Origin of the sequence: Streptomyces sp. NRRL B-24085, from assembly GCF_001282115.1 — a bacterium.
Lineage (GTDB): Bacteria > Actinomycetota > Actinomycetes > Streptomycetales > Streptomycetaceae > Streptomyces.
This window is the reverse complement of sequence record NZ_LJBR01000523.1, coordinates 1-16041: the sequence shown is the minus strand read 5'-3', so window position 1 is coordinate 16041 and position 16041 is coordinate 1. Positions and strand designations below refer to the sequence as shown.

At 72.6% G+C, this 16041-nt stretch carries 12 protein-coding genes, 1 pseudogene and 1 riboswitch; of the genes and pseudogenes, 7 read left to right on the top strand and 6 right to left on the bottom strand.

The genetic code is table 11. The features are described from left to right. Positions 1-1105 (top strand): annotated as a pseudogene (locus AOJ26_RS38560) (SWIM zinc finger family protein); the annotation flags it as partial. Positions 1106-1203: 98 nt separating this feature from the next. Further along, positions 1204-2811, top strand: coding sequence for a DUF5691 domain-containing protein (locus AOJ26_RS38555; protein ID WP_053853001.1), 1608 nt, complete (start codon positions 1204-1206; stop codon positions 2809-2811). Positions 2812-2980: 169 nt separating this feature from the next. On the opposite strand, the gene AOJ26_RS38550 is transcribed toward AOJ26_RS38555, so the two are convergent. Then, positions 2981-3397: a cobalamin B12-binding domain-containing protein gene (locus AOJ26_RS38550; protein ID WP_037718998.1), complete on the bottom strand. Its 417-nt coding sequence runs from the start codon at positions 3395-3397 to the stop codon at positions 2981-2983. Between the two features lie 294 nt (positions 3398-3691). Further along, a complete protein-coding gene (locus AOJ26_RS45000; protein WP_256979456.1) occupies positions 3692-3814 on the bottom strand; it encodes a hypothetical protein in 123 nt (40 codons plus the stop codon). Positions 3815-3959: 145 nt separating this feature from the next. On the opposite strand from AOJ26_RS45000, the gene AOJ26_RS38545 reads away from it, so the two are divergent. Both AOJ26_RS38545 and AOJ26_RS38540 read left to right on the top strand, forming a co-directional pair. Further along, on the top strand, positions 3960-4829 hold the full coding sequence (locus AOJ26_RS38545) for an esterase/lipase family protein (RefSeq protein ID WP_053852999.1): 870 nt from the start codon (positions 3960-3962) through the stop codon (positions 4827-4829). Positions 4830-5132: 303 nt separating this feature from the next. Further along, positions 5133-6677, top strand: coding sequence for a M23 family metallopeptidase (locus AOJ26_RS38540; RefSeq protein ID WP_053852998.1), 1545 nt, complete (start codon positions 5133-5135; stop codon positions 6675-6677). A gap of 31 nt (positions 6678-6708) precedes the next feature. On the opposite strand, the gene pcrA is transcribed toward AOJ26_RS38540, so the two are convergent. Continuing rightward, entirely contained in the window at positions 6709-9192 is a 2484-nt protein-coding gene (pcrA, locus tag AOJ26_RS38535; protein WP_053852997.1) for a DNA helicase PcrA, read from the bottom strand. 298 nt (positions 9193-9490) lie between these two features. Beyond that, a riboswitch (cyclic di-AMP (ydaO/yuaA leader) is annotated at positions 9491-9660 on the top strand. 8 nt (positions 9661-9668) lie between these two features. Between pcrA and AOJ26_RS38530 the strand changes: the two genes are divergently transcribed. Both AOJ26_RS38530 and AOJ26_RS38525 read left to right on the top strand, forming a co-directional pair. After that, a complete protein-coding gene (locus AOJ26_RS38530; RefSeq protein WP_053852996.1) occupies positions 9669-10814 on the top strand; it encodes a C40 family peptidase in 1146 nt (381 codons plus the stop codon). Between the two features lie 122 nt (positions 10815-10936). After that, on the top strand, positions 10937-11920 hold the full coding sequence (locus tag AOJ26_RS38525; protein ID WP_053852995.1) for a tellurite resistance/C4-dicarboxylate transporter family protein: 984 nt from the start codon (positions 10937-10939) through the stop codon (positions 11918-11920). On the opposite strand, the gene AOJ26_RS38520 is transcribed toward AOJ26_RS38525, so the two are convergent. Further along, positions 11898-12251, bottom strand: coding sequence for a hypothetical protein (locus tag AOJ26_RS38520; protein WP_053852994.1), 354 nt, complete (start codon positions 12249-12251; stop codon positions 11898-11900). The genes AOJ26_RS38525 and AOJ26_RS38520 overlap by 23 nt on opposite strands. A 452-nt stretch (positions 12252-12703) precedes the next feature. Here AOJ26_RS38520 and AOJ26_RS38515 point away from each other — a divergent pair, with 452 nt between their 5' ends. Then, positions 12704-13768 (top strand): C40 family peptidase, encoded by a 1065-nt coding sequence (locus AOJ26_RS38515; RefSeq protein WP_053852993.1) that lies wholly within the window; start codon positions 12704-12706, stop codon positions 13766-13768. Between the two features lie 17 nt (positions 13769-13785). Here the strand turns inward: AOJ26_RS38515 and AOJ26_RS38510 are convergent, their stop codons facing one another. Continuing rightward, the gene (locus AOJ26_RS38510) at positions 13786-14511 is read right to left on the bottom strand and encodes a LuxR C-terminal-related transcriptional regulator (protein WP_053852992.1); all 726 of its coding nucleotides are present in this window, start codon (positions 14509-14511) and stop codon (positions 13786-13788) included. Then, positions 14508-15800, bottom strand: a complete 1293-nt coding sequence (locus AOJ26_RS38505) for an ATP-binding protein (protein WP_053853000.1) — start codon at positions 15798-15800, stop codon at positions 14508-14510. The genes AOJ26_RS38510 and AOJ26_RS38505 overlap by 4 nt, the downstream gene beginning before the upstream one ends. Between the last annotated feature and the right edge of the window lie 241 nt (positions 15801-16041).

Genomic DNA, 16041 nt, shown 5'->3' with positions numbered 1-16041 from the left:
AGCACGCCCTCGGGCTGCTGCTGCTCTGCGCTGGCGGGGAGGGCCGGTGCCGCCGGGCCGGGCACCGGACTGGGCGGAGCAGTGGATGGAGGGGAGAAGGCAGCGGGCGCAGGAGAAGCAGGCGGCGGGGGAGGCCGGTTCCGCTGCCGGCTCCGGTGATCCGGAGGCGGCGCGGCGCAGGGCGGAGCGCCGGGCGGCGCGGATCACCGCGGGGGCGACGGAGCTGGAGCAGCGTCTGGCGGATCTGCTGCGCGGCGGCCTCGCGGGCGCGGAACAGGCGGGGTACGGCATGTGGGAGGAGACGGCCGCCCGCATGGTCGACGCCCAGGCGCCGGGACTCGCCGGGCGGGTGCGGGAGTTGGGGTCGATCCCGTCGTCCGGTCCGGGCTGGCCGGTGCGGCTGCTGGAGGAGTGTGCCCTCCTGCACCTCCTCGACCAGGGCTGGCTGCGCCGCGAGCGGCTGCCGGACGGCCTCGCGTCGACGGTCCGGTCCCGGATCGGCCTGCCCGCCTCGGCGGACGGCCCGGCGGTACGGGACCGCTGGCTGGTGCTCGCCCAGTACGACACCTCGGACGCCCGGCTGACGACCCGCCGGATCTGGCTGCACGGCACGCACTCGGGCCGCACGGCCCTGCTCCTGTCCTACGGCGCTGCGGGCCGCGCTCCCGAACTGGCGCTGCCGGTGGGCCTGGAGCTGGAGGCGGAGGTGTCCGCCTATCCCGGCACCGGTCAGTCGAGGGCGGCGCTGGGCGAGCGGTTCACACCGCCCGCGCCCTCGGCGGCGCGTCCGCCGGGGGTGACGACCGAGCAGGCGGCCGCCCGGTACGGCGAGGCGCTGCGGGACGACCCGTGGCTCGACTCCGTCCCCGTGACCCTGGACCGGGTGATACCGGCCCCGGACGGCGACTCCTGGCAACTGGCCGACGCCGAGGGCGACTCGGCCCTGCCGCTCACCGCTTCCGCCCGCTCGCGCCCGGGCCTGTGGCGCCTGGTCGCGCTTTCGGGCGGGGCCCCGGTGAAGGTCTTCGGGGAGTGCGGCCACCGTGGTTTCACCCCGCTGACGGCCTGGCCGGAGGGCGCGGGCGAGGCGGTGCCGCTGTGCTGAACGGAACCGCGCGCCCCGCCGGACACCCGACCCCGAACTGCGCCGGCAAGTCCGTCACCGAGCCGAACCGAGCACTCGACCGGACGGAAAGGAACCGCATGGACAGGACCTCCGCCCCGGACGCCTGGGAGGAGCTCGTCACCTCGGCGCTGCTCGGCACCGCGCGCCGCACGCCGCCCGGTGTCGCGGCCGGGCCCGAGGCGCCGGTGGCGTTGCTGGACGCGGCGGCCGTGGAGACCGTACGACGGCGGGCCGGGCTCAGGCCCGCGCGCGCGGCACAGCGGCCGGAGCCGGCACCGGAGGACCCGCGCCCCGCGTTGCCCGCGGCGGCGGCCCGTCGGCTCGCGATGCTGCTCGCCGACCGGCCGGGCACGGGCGGAGGCGGACGCAGGGGCACGGCACCGGATCTGATGGAGCTGCTCCCCCAGTGGCTCGCGGCGGCGAACGTCCGCGGTTACGCCGCGCCCCCGCAGCTCCTGCCCGCGTTGCTGGACGCGGCCCGGGGGCGTACGGACCTGCGGCCGGCGGCGCTGGCGTTCGCGGGAGCGCGGGCCACCTGGCTCGCCCGGCTGAACCCGGACTGGCGGTTCGCGCTGCGGGCGACACCCGGCGGCGGAGCGGCACTGCCACCGCCGCAGGACACCGCCGGGATCCAACTGCTCTGGGAGGAGGGCCTGTTCGCCGAGCGGGTGGCGCTCCTCGCGGCGATCCGTGCGCGGGAGCCCGCCGCCGCGCGCGAGCTGCTCGCGACGACCTGGGCGACCGAGCGGGCCGAGGACCGGCTGATGTTCCTCGACTCGCTGCGGACGGGGCTGGGCCCGGACGACGAGCCGTTCCTGGAGCAGGCGCTGGCCGACCGCAGCCGCAACGTACGGGCCACGGCCGCGGAGTTGCTGTCCGCGCTGCCGGGGTCGGCGCTGGCGGCGCGGATGGCGGTCAGGGCCGGGGCGTGCGTGGCGGTCGACCACACCCGGGACAGGCCGACGATCGTCGTCGAGGCGCCGCACGAGTGCGACTCGGGCATGGAGCGCGACGGCGTCGTGGCGAAGGCGCCCCCGGGGCGGGGCGAACGGTCGTGGTGGTTCGGACAGTTGGTGGAGGCCGCGCCGTTGAGCGGCTGGTCGGGGCGGCTCGGCGGGCGGACGCCCGAGGAGATGGTGGCGCTGCCGGTGGCGGACGACTGGCGTGACGAACTGCACGCGGCCTGGTGCCGGGCCGCCGTACGGCAGCGGGACGCCGGGTGGGCGCGGGCGCTGCTCGGGACGCCCGCGGCTCCGGAGGCCGGCGGTCCGGGAGCGGTGTCGCTGGCGGAGCGGGCCAAGCTGCTGGGCACCCTGGACTCCGCCGAGCGGGCCGAGTGGGTCGCCGGGTTCATCGCGACGCACGGGTTGTCGGAGGCGTTCCAGCTCCTGGGCGTGTGCAGGGTGCCGTGGTCCGCGCCGCTCGGGCGGGCGGTGGTCGACGCGCTCAACATCGCCCGGGACGCCGGGAGCTATCCGTGGAGCTTCAGCGGGGTAATGGGGCTGGCGGAGAGGTGTCTCGATCCGGCCGAGGCGGGGCGGCTGGAGGGGCTGACGGCGGTGCCGGACGAGGGCGAGGACGCGAGTCCGGGGGCCGGGGGTTACTGGGCGGAGGCGTTCCAGCGCCTGGTGACGACCTTGCGTTTGCGGGCGGCGATGGCGGCGGAACTGGAGGGCGGCGCCTGAGGAACGAAGGGGCGGGTATCCGCGTGCCGTGCCGTGCCGTGCCGTCGGCGGTCGGTGCGGGCCCACCGCCCCGGCCGGGGCCCGTCCACCGGATACAGGGAACTGCGCGATCGGCCCCGCCCCACGGTCCTCTACTGACGCCCCGAAACCTGGCCGAGATCCCGAAGGCCTACGCCCCCGCCGGCTGCCGTACGTTCTCCCGGACCCAGTCGACGATCGACTGGGTCGTCGCCCCCGGCGTGAAGATCTCCGCGACGCCCTTCTCCTTCAGCGGCGGGATGTCCGCCTCCGGGATGATCCCGCCGCCGAACACCAGGATGTCCTCGGCGTCCCGCTCCCTGAGCAGGTCGATCACCGCGGCGAACAGCGTGTTGTGGGCGCCGGAGAGGATGGAGAGACCGATCGCGTCGGCGTCCTCCTGGATCGCCGTGTCGACGATCTGCTCGGGCGTCTGGTGGAGGCCGGTGTAGATGACCTCCATGCCGGCGTCGCGCAGCGCCCTCGCGATCACCTTGGCTCCGCGATCATGACCGTCCAGCCCCGGCTTGGCCACCACCACGCGGATCGGACCGGCTGTCACACCCATCACTGCCTCCATGAAGCGACTGCGTGCATTCCTACCGACTAGTACCGCACAGACCGGGAAGGTGAACGAACGTTATCGCCACCATCTCGCACGATGCAGTTTCCAGGCGACCTCAAGGGGGAAATCACATGGTGGGACACGTTCGGGAGCCGCAACGAGGTCGCCGCACCGCCGCGCAGCAGTCCACGCGCCGCGGGGGCGCGGCGCGCCGGCGACGGCACGAAGGGCACGCAGGACAGGTAAGGCACGACAGCGGGCAGCCTCGTCGCCACACCGACAGGGCGGCTCGTCACGTCACCGGCGCACCACCAGCACCGCGAGCACCATCGGCACCACCGATACGACCGGAGAACGCACCGGCACCGTCGGCGTCGCCCGCACCACCGGTTCCACCGGCCCGTCCGGGTCGTCCGGCACCTCGGGAACCGCGCGCCGACCGCCGTACTCATCCCCCGCGCCCCCCTCGCGCCACGTCGGCGTCGGAGACGACCTTCGCCGTGACTCCCCATGAGCGCACACGGGGGACGGAGCCGTCCTCCCGTGTGCCGACAGGAGGTCGGCCATGAAGGTCACCAAGGCGGCGCTGCCCCTTCTCCCGCTCTGCGAACGCCTGCTTCCCGGCAGGCTGGCGGGACTCTCCCTGGCCCTGCTGAAGGCGACCGCGCTCGAGCTCGCGATCCTCGCGGGACACCTCCTCCTGTACCCGTCCGGCATCGCCCAGGAGCGCCGCTCCCCCGTATCTCCGCTCCCCGCGTCCGAGGACGGCGCCGCCCAGTTGCCGACGGAGGCCAAGCCCCCGGTCGTGCTGCTGCACGGGTTCATCGACAACCGCTCGGTGTTCGTGCTCCTGCGCCGCAGCCTCGCCCAGCACGGCAGGCAGCAGATCGAGTCGCTCAACTACTCCCCGCTGACCTGCGACATCCGGGCCGCGGCGGAGTTGCTCGGCCGGCACATAGAGGGAATCTGCGAGCGCACGGGCAGTGAGCGGGTCGACGTCGTCGGGCACAGCCTCGGCGGCCTGATCGCGCGGTACTACGTGCAGCGTCTCGGCGGCGACGCCCGGGTCCGCACCCTGGTGACGCTCGGCACCCCGCACTCCGGCACCCGGGTGGTGCCGCTGGCGAACGCACACCCGATCGTGCGCCAGATGCGCCCCGGCTCGGAGTTGCTCAAGGAGCTCACTCAGCCGGCTCCGGGCTGCCGGACGCACTTCGTCAGCTTCTGGAGCGACCTCGACCACCTGATGGACCCGCTGGAGAGCGCCTGCATCGAGCACGAGGACCTGATGGCGGAGAACGTCCAGGTGACCGGGATCGGACATCTCGCCCTGCCCGTGCACCCCGCCGTGGCGACCGGCATACGGCAGGTGCTCGACACCGCGCGGGCCGGCGAGGAGACGGCCGGACGCGCGGGCGGACTGACCGTGGCGTAACGGTCGTACCGGTCACCGGACGAGGGCCGCGGACAGCTCGTCGGCACAGACCGCCGACAGCTCTCCGCGCGCCTCCGGAGCCCGGACCGGACCCGACCGCCATCGAACAAGCTTCGAACACAGAGCCAAGGTCCCGTCCGCAGTCCCCCGAAACACGGCCGAATGCCCGTTTCCTGCGCGCCCGAAACCAGTTGAAGATTGTCGCGCCCGCGTACCGCCGGGTACAGTCGCCGCACTGCTCTGGCAGCCCCTGTTGTCGAGGCGAAAGAGAAGTTGGTGAACGACCGTCACCCGTCGGGGACCATGACCACCCCGGCTCCGGCCTCCGACGCCGACTCGTCGCACTATGCGTCGTACGGCACGCAGGAGGCCCAGTACGGCGACTTCACCACGTACGGCGGCTACGACGCCACTGGTTTCTGCACCGCGGGTACCCCGGACGCCGGTGCGCACACCACCGGCACCTTCGAGACCGACCCGCTCTTCGGCGACATGCCGGGCGACGCGACCGGTTCGTACGACGCCTCGACGTGGACCACGGGCGGTCACCAGACCCTGAACTACGACATGTACGCGGCCCAGCACCACGCCGCCTACGACACCGGCGCGTACGACACCACGCAGTGGGGCGCCGACCACCAGCAGCTCGCCGCGATCCCGCCGCAGGGTGGCAGCGTCGACCACTCCGGGCAGTGGGACGCGAGTTCCTGGCACCAGCCGGATCAGTCCGCGGTCCCGGCCGACCAGACCCAGCAGTGGGAATGGGGCACGCAGACCTTCGACACCGGGGCGTACGACGCCACGCAGTGGAACTCCGACGGCACGGCGGCCGGCCCGCAGCAGACGGCCGCGTTCGAGCAGGCCGGCCACGACGAGCCCCATGGCTACGAGGAGAGCCACGCGTACGGCGAGGCGAATCCTTACGGCGAGACCTACGCCGAACACGCCTCGCACGACGGCGAGTCGCACGACGGCGCGGACACCGCCGCCACGGCCACCGGCGAGTTGCCCGCCGTCCACGACGCCGACGCCCCGCTCCTGGACGACCAGGAGGAGGCGCCCCGGGCCGCGGCACCCGCCCCCGGCTCCCGTGTCGCCGCCCGCAACGCCAACCGCTCCCGCCGCCGGATGCCCGCCAAGCGCTCCGCGCTGCTGACGATCGCCGTTCCCTCGGCGTGCGTCATGGGTGTCGCCGGGATCGCCGCCGCCTCGGTCGGCACCCTCACCGGCGACGACAAGGAGACCTCGACGACGCTCGCGGACACCAGCGCCGTCAAGCCGTCCGTCGCGAACAACAAGCTGGACACCCAGCTCGAGAGTCTCAGGGCCGGTGCCGACGACTTCGCCGACCGCGCCAGCCGTACGCAGGAACGCATCGACCTCAAGGCCCAGCAGGTGGCCGAGAAGAAGAAGGCGGCGGAGGAGGCGGCCCGCAAGGAGCGGCTGCGCCCGAAGTTCGCGCTTCCGGTCGCGCAGCGCGGACTCAGCGCCTACTACGGCCAGTCCGGCGTCAACTGGATGTCCGTCCACACCGGCATCGACTTCCCGGTGTCGTACGGCACCACGGTGATGGCCGTGACCGACGGCACCGTGCGGACGCAGTGGAACAGCGCCTACGGCAACATGATGGTCGTGACCGCGAAGGACGGCACGGAGACGTGGTACTGCCACCTCTCCACCTACCGCGTCGCCTCCGGTACGACGGTGAAGGCCGGCGACCCGATCGCCTACTCCGGCAACTCCGGCAACTCGACCGGCCCTCACCTGCACTTCGAGGTGCACCCGGCGGGCGGTTCGGCGATAGACCCCCTGCCGTGGCTGCGCAGCCACGGGCTGGACCCGACGTAACCCCTCGGGCCCGGCCCCCGCCCGCCCGGAGCTACAGCTTCTCCACCGGCGCGTACCGCAGCAGCAGCCGCTTCGGCTTCGCCTCCCCGAAGTCGATCGTCGCCTCGGCGTTCGCCCCCGTGCCCTTCACCCCGACCACCGTGCCCAGACCGAACTGGTCGTGGGTGACACGGTCGCCGACGGCCAGGGACACCACCGGCTTCTCCGCGGTCCTGCGCGTCGCGAAACCGGACGCGCCCGAGGCCGAGGACCGCGAACGGGACGACGACAGCGAGGCGGCGACCGCCGAGACCGGCCCCGCGGGAGCGGCGGACGCCCCCGTGCGCTTCCAGTCGACGTGCTGCGCCGGGATCTCCTCCAGGAAGCGGGAGGGCGGGTTGTACGACGGCTGCCCCCACGCGCTGCGCAGCGCGGACCGGGTCAGGTACAGCCGCTCACGCGCGCGCGTGATGCCGACGTACGCCAGGCGCCGCTCCTCCTCCAGTTCCTTGGTCTGGCCGAGGGCGCGCATGTGCGGGAAGACGCCGTCCTCCATGCCGGTGAGGAAGACGACCGGGAACTCCAGGCCCTTGGCGGTGTGCAGGGTCATCAGGGTGATGACACCGGAGCCGTCCTCGTCCTCGTCGGGGATCTGGTCGGAGTCGGCGACGAGCGCGACCCGCTCCAGGAAGTCGGAGAGCGAACCGGTCTCCTCGCCCTCCCCGGACTCCTGCTCGAACTCCAGGGCCACGGCGGCGAGTTCCTGGAGGTTCTCGATGCGGGTCTCGTCCTGGGGGTCGGTGGAGGCCTGCAACTCGGCGAGGTAGCCGGTGCGTTCGAGCACTGCCTCCAGGACGGTCGCCGGGCCCGCGCCGGACTCGACGATCGTACGCAGCTCCTCCATCAGCACGTTGAACCGCTTGACGGCGTTGGTGGAGCGCGCGGCCATGCCGTACGCCTCGTCGACACGCTTGAGCGCCTGCGGGAAGCTGATCTTCTCGCGCTGGGACAGGGCGTCGATCATCGCCTCGGCGCGGTCGCCGATGCCCCGCTTGGGGACGTTCAGGATGCGCCGCAGGGGTACGGAGTCCTCGGGGTTGGCGAGGACACGCAGGTAGGCCAGGACGTCCCGGACCTCCTTGCGCTCGTAGAAGCGGACGCCGCCGACGACCTTGTAGGGCAGGCCGACGCGGATGAAGACCTCTTCGAAGACACGGGACTGCGCGTTGGTGCGGTAGAAGACGGCGACGTCGCCGGCCTTCGCGTCGCCCGCGTCGGTGAGGCGGTCTATCTCGTCGGCGACGAACTGCGCCTCGTCGTGCTCGGTGTCGGCGACATAGCCGGTGATGCGCGCGCCCGCGCCCGCGTTGGTCCACAGGTTCTTGGGGCGGCGGGACTCGTTGCGCTCGATGACGGCGTTGGCGGCGGTGAGGATCGTCTGGGTGGAGCGGTAGTTCTGCTCCAGGAGGATCGTCGTCGCGTCCGGGTAGTCCTCCTCGAACTGGAGAATGTTGCGGATGGTCGCGCCGCGGAAGGCGTAGATCGACTGGTCGGCGTCACCGACGACGCACAGCTCGGCGGGCGGCAGGTCCTGCTCGCTCGGCGGTACGTCCACCGGGTGCTCGGAGGTCCCGACCAGCTCCCTGACCAGGGCGTACTGCGCGTGGTTGGTGTCCTGGTACTCGTCGACGAGGACGTGCCGGAAGCGGCGGCGGTAGTGCTCGGCGACGTCGGGGAACGCCCGGAGCAGGTTGACCGTCGTCATGATCAGGTCGTCGAAGTCCAGGGCGTTGGCCTCGCGGAGCCGCGACTGGTACATGGCGTAGGCCTGCGCGAGGGTCTTCTCGAAGCCGTCGGTGGCCTGGGCGGCGAAGTCCTCCTCGTCGATCAGCTCGTTCTTCAGGTTGCTGATCTTGGCGCTGAAGGACTTCGGCGGGTACCGCTTGGGGTCGAGGTCCAGGTCGCGGCAGACCAGGGCCATGAGCCGCTTGGAGTCGGCCGCGTCGTAGATCGAGAACGACGACGTGAACCCGAGCTTCTTCGACTCCCTGCGCAGGATCCGCACGCAGGCGCTGTGGAAGGTCATGACCCACATCGCGTTCGCGCGCGGGCCGACGAGCTGCTCGACGCGCTCCTTCATCTCGCCCGCGGCCTTGTTGGTGAAGGTGATCGCGAGGATCTGGCCGGGGTGGACATGACGCTCGCCGAGGAGGTGGGCGATGCGGTGGGTGAGCACCCGGGTCTTGCCGGAGCCGGCGCCGGCCACGATGAGCAGGGGGCTGCCGGAGTGCACGACGGCCGCGCGCTGGTTCTCGTTCAGCCCCTCCAGGAGGGCGGCCGGGTCCACCACGGGGCGCGGGGCGCCGTCGCGGTAATAGGCGTCCCGGTCCGGGGGCACGTCGAACTTCCCACCGAACAGGTCGTCCGGGACCTGCTCCGGCACGTGCTCGTCCTCGGGCGGCGGCGGGGGTTCCTCCGCGTGCCCGCGAGGGGCCTGGAGGTCCGCCAGGAAGCTGTCGTCAAAGAGGCTGCTCATCGCTCTCCGAGTCTAGGGTGCCCCACTGACAGACCGCCGCCGCCCCGAGAACATCGCCCGAATCACCGTCCCACCCCGGCCGGCCGGACGCCGACCCGGAAACGGGCAGGCGTCACCACTCCGAACAAATGCACCAGGCAATGACAAACCCCTACGCATCGGCCACGCGGCACGATGCCTGGGACGAAGGTCACGAAAATGTATCGGGCATATCGAACATCAACCTTCACACGTGCCACACCAGTTGGCTACCGTTCCCGCAGGCCGTACGACCCCCTCCGGCGAACGTCGCCGGGCCGCACGGCCTCCGCCGAGTCCGCAGCGCCGCCGCGCGCCCGGAGCCGGGGACCCACCGAACCTGGGGTGAATCGGCCGCCTCCCGCGCAGGGGAGAGCCGTAGGGCAAACCTTCCGAAGCACCGCGCCCGAACCCGACAGCTAACCCGGTAGGCGGAGCACGGGAAGGAGTCGCCTCCCTTGGCGTCGCACCGCAAGTCGCGTCCCGTCGGTACGCGCGTGGCAGGCATACGGACCCCGGCCCTCGCGACGGCCGCCCTCACCTCCGTGGCCCTGCTGTCCCAGTCGGCGAACGCCGCGCCGGCCGATGACAAGCCGAGTCTTGAAGAGGTCGAGAAGAAGGTCGACGACCTCTACCGCCAGGCCGAGTCGGCGACCGACAACTACAACGCGGCCAAGGAGAAGACGGCCAAGCAGCGCAAGCAGGTCGACACGCTCCTCGACGACGTCGCCCAGCGCACCCAGAAGCTCAACGAGGCGCGGGAGGAGCTCGGCGCGTTCGCCGCGGCCCAGTACCGCACCGGCGCCGCCGCGCCCGACACGGCGACCTTCCTGCTCGCGGACACCCCGCAGGACTACTTCGACCAGACCCAGCTCATGGGCCGCCTGACCAGCCGCCAGAAGGGCGCTGTCGACGACTACGTCACCGAGCAGTCCGCGACGATGAAGAAGCGCCAGGAGGCCTCCCGGAGCCTCCAGACGCTCACCGAGACGCAGAGCGACCTGAGGACCGCCAAGGCGACCGTCCAGAAGAAGCTCGCCGACGCGCGCGAGCTGCTGTCCGAGCTGACGGCCCAGGAGAAGGCGCGTCTCGCGGCGATCGAGCAGCAGAGGCAGCAGGAGGCGGCCCGCAAGGCGGCGGAGCTCGCGCGGCAGCAGGCGGCGGCGCAGAAGGCCGCACAGGAGACCGCGCAGGAGACCGCCGCCCCGCAGGACACGACCTCGACGGCGCCCGACTCCTCGTACGCCACCAAGGCCGCCAAGGCCCTCGCCTTCGCCCGCGCGCAGATCGGCAAGCCGTACGTCTGGGGCGCCACCGGCCCCGGCTCCTACGACTGCTCGGGGCTCACCCAGGCCGCCTGGAAGGCCGCCGGCGTCGACCTCCCCCGCGTCACCTACGACCAGGTCAACGCCGGCACCACCGTCTCCCTGGCCGACGCCCAGCCCGGTGACCTGGTCTTCTTCTACGACGACATCAGCCACGTCGGCCTCTACATCGGCAACGGCATGATGATCCACGCCCCCAAGCCGGGCGCGTACGTCCGCGAGGAGTCGATCTACTACGACGGCGAGTCGGCGATCCACAGCGTGGTCCGCCCGGCCTGAGCCCGGCGCTCGGAGTTCCGTCCCGCCCCGAGCCGTCCCGCGGGGCCCGCACTCGCGTGCATTTCACACGCGCGCGTGCGCGCCCCGCCACCACGGCGCGGGGAGCTTCCTAGCATCGCCCCATGCCCGGTACCTCCCAGCACTCCGCCCAGCCCATCTGGTGGGCGCAGCGCCCGCCCGCGGTCGGGGCCGCGGTGCTGGCGACCGGCATCCTGTCGGTCGGGCTCCGTCTCACGGGCCACGAGACGCTGTCCCGCATCGCCCTGGTGCTCGGTTGCGCGGCCTGGCTCGGGCTGGCCGCCGACTTCGCCGTACGACTGCTGCGGCAGCGCGCGCGATGGGTCGCGGACGCCGGGACACCGGGCGCGCTGACGGCCGTGGCGGCGACCACGGTGCTCGGCACCCGCTTCTCCCTGCTGGGCCGGCAGGCCCTCGCCGAGGCGCTGCTGGCCCTGTCCGCCCTGCTGTGGCCGCCGCTGATCACGCTGGTCATGAGGCACTGGAGGCCGCGGATGCCCGGCGGGGTGTTCCTGTGCTGCGTGGCCACCCAGGGCCTCGCGGTCCTCGGTGCCACCCTCGCGGCGGCCGAGTCCGCGGCCTGGCTCGCGCACACCGCGCTGGTCCTCTTCTGGCTCGGCCTGGTCCTCTACGGCATCGCGCTGTTGCGCTTCGATCTGCGCCAGGTCCTGGAGGGACCGGGCGACCAGTGGATCGCGGGCGGCGCCCTCGCCGTCTCGGCGCTCGCCGGCTCGGAACTGCTCGCCGCCGACAGCGCGCGCCTGTACCTGTGGAACGACGACGACCGCGGAGTCCTGCGCGCGGTGACCCTCGCCCTGCTGGTGCTCGGACTGGCCTGGTACGCCGTCCTGCTGGCCGCCGAGTGCGTACGGCCCCGCCCGCGCTACGACGTGCGCCGCTGGGCCACCGTGTTCCCGTTGGGGATGACGGCGGTCGCGACGCTGTCGGTCTCCGCCACCGCGGACGTCCCGTGGCTCGGAACGCCGGGTGAGGTGCTGCTGTGGATCTCCGTGGCGGCCTGGTCGGCCGTCGCGGCGGGGGCGGTCGGCTCCGCCCGGGCGGCCGTCAGGTCCAGAGGACCGCGATGAAGACGTTGGCCGTGGTCAGCGCGCCGACCAGGCCGAACAGGCTCTTGTCCACCTTCTCGTCGTCCCGCTTCACATAGACGAGGCCGAGGATCACGATCAGCAGAGCCAGCTTGACGCCGATCTTGATGTTGTTGACGTGCTGGTCGTCGGCCTGGTTGAGGCCGACCAGGATCACCCCGGTGACCAGCATCGTCGCGGCACCGTGCAGCATCGCGGGGACGAACCGGGCGGTGCCCCGGCCCATCGCCTTCATCTGGGTGAGGAAGCCGCCGAGCAGCGAGGCGATGCCGATGATGTGCAGGCCGACGAACAGATGGATGAGTACGTCCATGAGGCCGGAGCTTATGCAGAGGCGGCAGGGGTGTCCGCACCGGCCCCCGCGGCAGGGCTTGCATATATGCGGCCCATAGCACCCCGCACCCGTCCCGCGTCCGTGAATCCCGACTTCGGTCAGCGCACCACGCGAAGTCGACGGCGTCACCCCGGCAGCACGGTCACCTTCGGTCACCCCGCGGTCCCCTGGCGGCAGTTCCGCACAACGCGTCACCTCCCGGACACGGTCAGGTTTAGCGTCCTCCACCAGGTGACCGGCTCCCCACCGCCGCCCGGGCCAGGGGCGGCAGTCGGACACCACCGCCGAGAAGGTCCGGCGGCGGCTCGCTCCCCCTGTGCGGGCCGTCGCCGGACGCGCACACCGCCCCGGGCGGTCGTACGGCCGCTCCCCGGCGTCGTACGGCTGTGAGCCCCGGGGCGGGCGATCGTACGAAAGGACGTGCAGTCCACGTGGCAGCGCACCGCAAGCCCCGCAGACGCTCGGCCGGCGGCCATACGGTCCGTACGGCGGCGACGATCGCCCTCGCGGGGGCCGCGACCGCGACGGGCTTCGACGGGATCGGACACGCCGAACCGCAGCTGACACCCGAGCAGGTCAGGGCGAAGGTGGACCGGCTGTACCAGGAGGCCGAGGCGGCCACCGAGAAGTACAACGGCGCGAAGGAGAGGGCGGAGGCGGCCGAGACCCGCCTGGACGGTCTGCGGGACGAGGCCGCCCGCAGGACGGAACAGCTCAACGAGGCCCGGGACGCGCTGGGTTCGATCGCCGCGGCGCAGTACCGCGGCGGCGGCCTCGACCCCGCGATGCAGCTCGCGCTGACCGACGACCCCGACCGGTACCTGGACAGCGCCGAGTTCGTCGAACGCGCCGGCACCCGCCAGGCCGCCTCCGTGGCGAACGTGCGCCGGCAGTTGCGGGAGATCGAGCAGCTCCGCGGGGCCGCGCACGTCGAGCTGACGTCACTGAAGTCGCGCCAGGCCGAGCTGAAGCGCCACAAGAAGACGATCACCGGCAAACTGGGCGCGGCCCGCCGGCTGATGTCCCGGCTGTCGGCGGACGAACGCGCGGCTGTTCTGGGCGAGGACGGGGAACGCGCCTCACGGGCCACCACGGGCGCACGCGGGGAGCTGACGACCCCCGGCACGGCCACCGCGCAAGCGCCCAACTCCCGTGCGGCGGCGGCTGTCTCCTACGCCTACACCAAGCTCGGCAGCCCCTATGTCTGGGGCGCCACAGGACCGGACGCCTTCGACTGCTCGGGCCTGATCCAGGCCGCCTACCGCTCCGCGGGCATCTCCCTGCCCCGCACGACCTACGCCCAGATCGACGCCGGCCGGCGTGTCTCCCGCTCCGAACTCCTCCCCGGCGACCTGGTGTTCTTCTACTCGGGCATCAGCCACGTCGGCCTCTACGTCGGCAACGGGCAGATGATCCACGCCCCGAACCCCTCGGCCCCGGTGCGGGTGGCGCCGATCGACGAGATGCCGTTCGCGGGCGCCACGCGCGTGGTGTGAGCGTGAGCGGTCCCGCCTCAGACCAGCCGCCGTGCCGTCGCCCACCGGGTCAGCTCATGACGGTTGGACAACTGCAACTTCCGCAGCACCGCCGAGACATGGGACTCGACCGTCTTCACCGAGATGAACAGCTGCTTGGCGATCTCCTTGTAGGCGTAGCCGCGCGCGATGAGCCTGAGCACCTCCCGCTCGCGCTGGGTGAGGCGGTCAAGGTCCTCGTCGACCGGCGGGGCGTCGGTGGAGGCGAAGGCGTCCAGCACGAAGCCGGCCAGGCGCGGGGAGAAGACGGCGTCGCCCTCCTGGACGCGGAAGACGGAGTCGACGAGGTCGGTGCCGGTGATCGTCTTCGTCACGTAGCCGCGCGCACCGCCCCTGATCACCCCGATCACGTCCTCGGCCGCGTCCGAGACGGACAGCGCGAGGAAGCGGACGGGCTGGTCGGCGTCGGCCATCAACGGGGCGCACCGGCGCAGCACTTCGACCCCGCCGCCGCCCGGGAGATGGACGTCGAGGAGGACGACCTCGGGGCGGGTCGCGGTGATGACGGTGACGGCCTGCTCGACGTCCGCGGCCTCCCCGACGACCTCGACGCCGGTCTCCTCGGTGCGGCCGATCTCGGCCTGGACGCCCGTACGGAACATGCGGTGGTCGTCGACGAGGACCACGCGCACGTGCCGCTCGCCCGCGCCGCCGGCCGGTGCCGGCTCCACGGGGTCCGTGTTCGCCTCGGTGGGGTCACTCATGACGTCTTCTCCGCCCTCTCCATCTCCAGCTCGACCTCCGTGCCGCCGTCCGGCACCGCGCGCAGCCGGGCCGTGCCGCCATGGCGCTCCATGCGGCCGATGATCGATTCTCTGACACCCATCCGGTCGGCGGGTATCGAGTCGAGGTCGAAGCCGGGGCCGCGGTCCCGGACGGACACGAAGACCGTCCTGCCCTCGACTTCGGCGTAGACCTGTACGGCGCCGCCCTCGCCACCGTACTTGGCGGCGTTGACCATCGCCTCACGCGCGGCCTGCATCTGTGCGGCGGTTCTCTCGTCGAGGGGGCAGTCGCCGACGACGACCACCTCTATGGGGACGCCGTGCTTGTCCTCGACCTCGGCCGCGTTGCGCCGCACGGCGTCGGCGAGGTCGGTCGGTTCGTCGGCCTCGTCCTTGCCGGTGCCCTCGGGTTTGTACAGCCAGGTGCGCAGGTCGCGCTCCTGGGCACGGGCGAGGCGGCGGACCTCGCCCGGGTTCTCCGCGTTGCGCTGGATCAGGGTCAGGGTGTGCAGCACCGAGTCGTGGACGTGGGCCGCGACCTCCGCGCGCTCCTGGGCACGGATGCGCATCAGCCGCTCCTCGGAGAGATCCTGGGTCATGCGGACGAGATACGGCCCGGCGAGGAGCGTTATCCCGACGAGGACCGCGAGGGCGGCCTGGAGGACGGAGCCGAGGTGGGCGGCGGAGCCCTGGAGCACGAAGACCCCGGAGACACCGGCGGTGACGAGGAGGACACCGCCCGCGGCACGCAGCAGCGTCAGGGTGCGCCGGCGGCGGCCGACCTCCATCCAGCGGGCCCGGCGGGCGTTGTCCGCCTGGCGCCAGACCAGGGCGACGCCCGCGCCGACCAGGACGGCGGGCCAGAGGTAGGCCTTGGCGCCGTTGCCCACGTTGACATTGCCGACGAAGACCATGGCCACGACGACCATGAGCAGCAGGGCCACGATCTGGCCCCGGTCGGGGCGGCGGGCGACCAGTCTGCGGCGGCCGTCGGGCGAGGTCTCGGTGGTGACCAGGGACGGCGGCTTCTGTCCGCCGACCCCGCCGACGCCGAGCGGCACGAAGAACCAGAACGCGGCGTACAGCAGCGCACCGAGCCCGTCCGCCATGAACAGGCCCACGAAGACGAGCCGCACCCAGATGACGGGCAGCCCGAGATGCCCGGCGAGCCCCCGCGCCACACCACCCAGCCAGCGTCCGTCACTGCTGCGGTAGAGCTTGCGCGGCGGCCGCGGTTCGACGAGGGGCGCTGCTGCGGCTTCCGGCATGCCATCGATGGTCACACGGCCGGGGTGCCGGGGCATCAGGGTTGGCCCCCGAGACTCCCCTGATCTTCGAACGGCGTGCCCTCCGAACGCTTCCCTCCTTCCTCTCAGGGCCGATATCAGGGTCCGGCCAGGGTCGTTCCGACTCCCGTGGCGCCCTCTCGCCCGTCACCATGGACACATGACAGATCACCAGCACGCCGCGGGCGCCGGATCCGGCGGAGGCCCGGACCCGGGCACCGGC

Bases quoted from the DNA above. Each gene is read 5' to 3' on its own strand.
- AOJ26_RS38555 (WP_053853001.1), top strand. From the start codon at position 1,204: ATGGACAGGACCTCCGCCCCGGACGCCTGGGAGGAGCTCGTCACCTCG.
- AOJ26_RS38550 (WP_037718998.1), bottom strand. From the start codon at position 3,397: ATGGGTGTGACAGCCGGTCCGATCCGCGTGGTGGTGGCCAAGCCGGGG.
- AOJ26_RS38545 (WP_053852999.1), top strand. From the start codon at position 3,960: ATGAAGGTCACCAAGGCGGCGCTGCCCCTTCTCCCGCTCTGCGAACGC.
- AOJ26_RS38540 (WP_053852998.1), top strand. From the start codon at position 5,133: ATGACCACCCCGGCTCCGGCCTCCGACGCCGACTCGTCGCACTATGCG.
- pcrA (WP_053852997.1), bottom strand. From the start codon at position 9,192: ATGAGCAGCCTCTTTGACGACAGCTTCCTGGCGGACCTCCAGGCCCCT.
- AOJ26_RS38525 (WP_053852995.1), top strand. From the start codon at position 10,937: ATGCCCGGTACCTCCCAGCACTCCGCCCAGCCCATCTGGTGGGCGCAG.
- AOJ26_RS38520 (WP_053852994.1), bottom strand. From the start codon at position 12,251: ATGGACGTACTCATCCATCTGTTCGTCGGCCTGCACATCATCGGCATC.
- AOJ26_RS38510 (WP_053852992.1), bottom strand. From the start codon at position 14,511: ATGAGTGACCCCACCGAGGCGAACACGGACCCCGTGGAGCCGGCACCG.
- AOJ26_RS38505 (WP_053853000.1), bottom strand. From the start codon at position 15,800: ATGCCGGAAGCCGCAGCAGCGCCCCTCGTCGAACCGCGGCCGCCGCGC.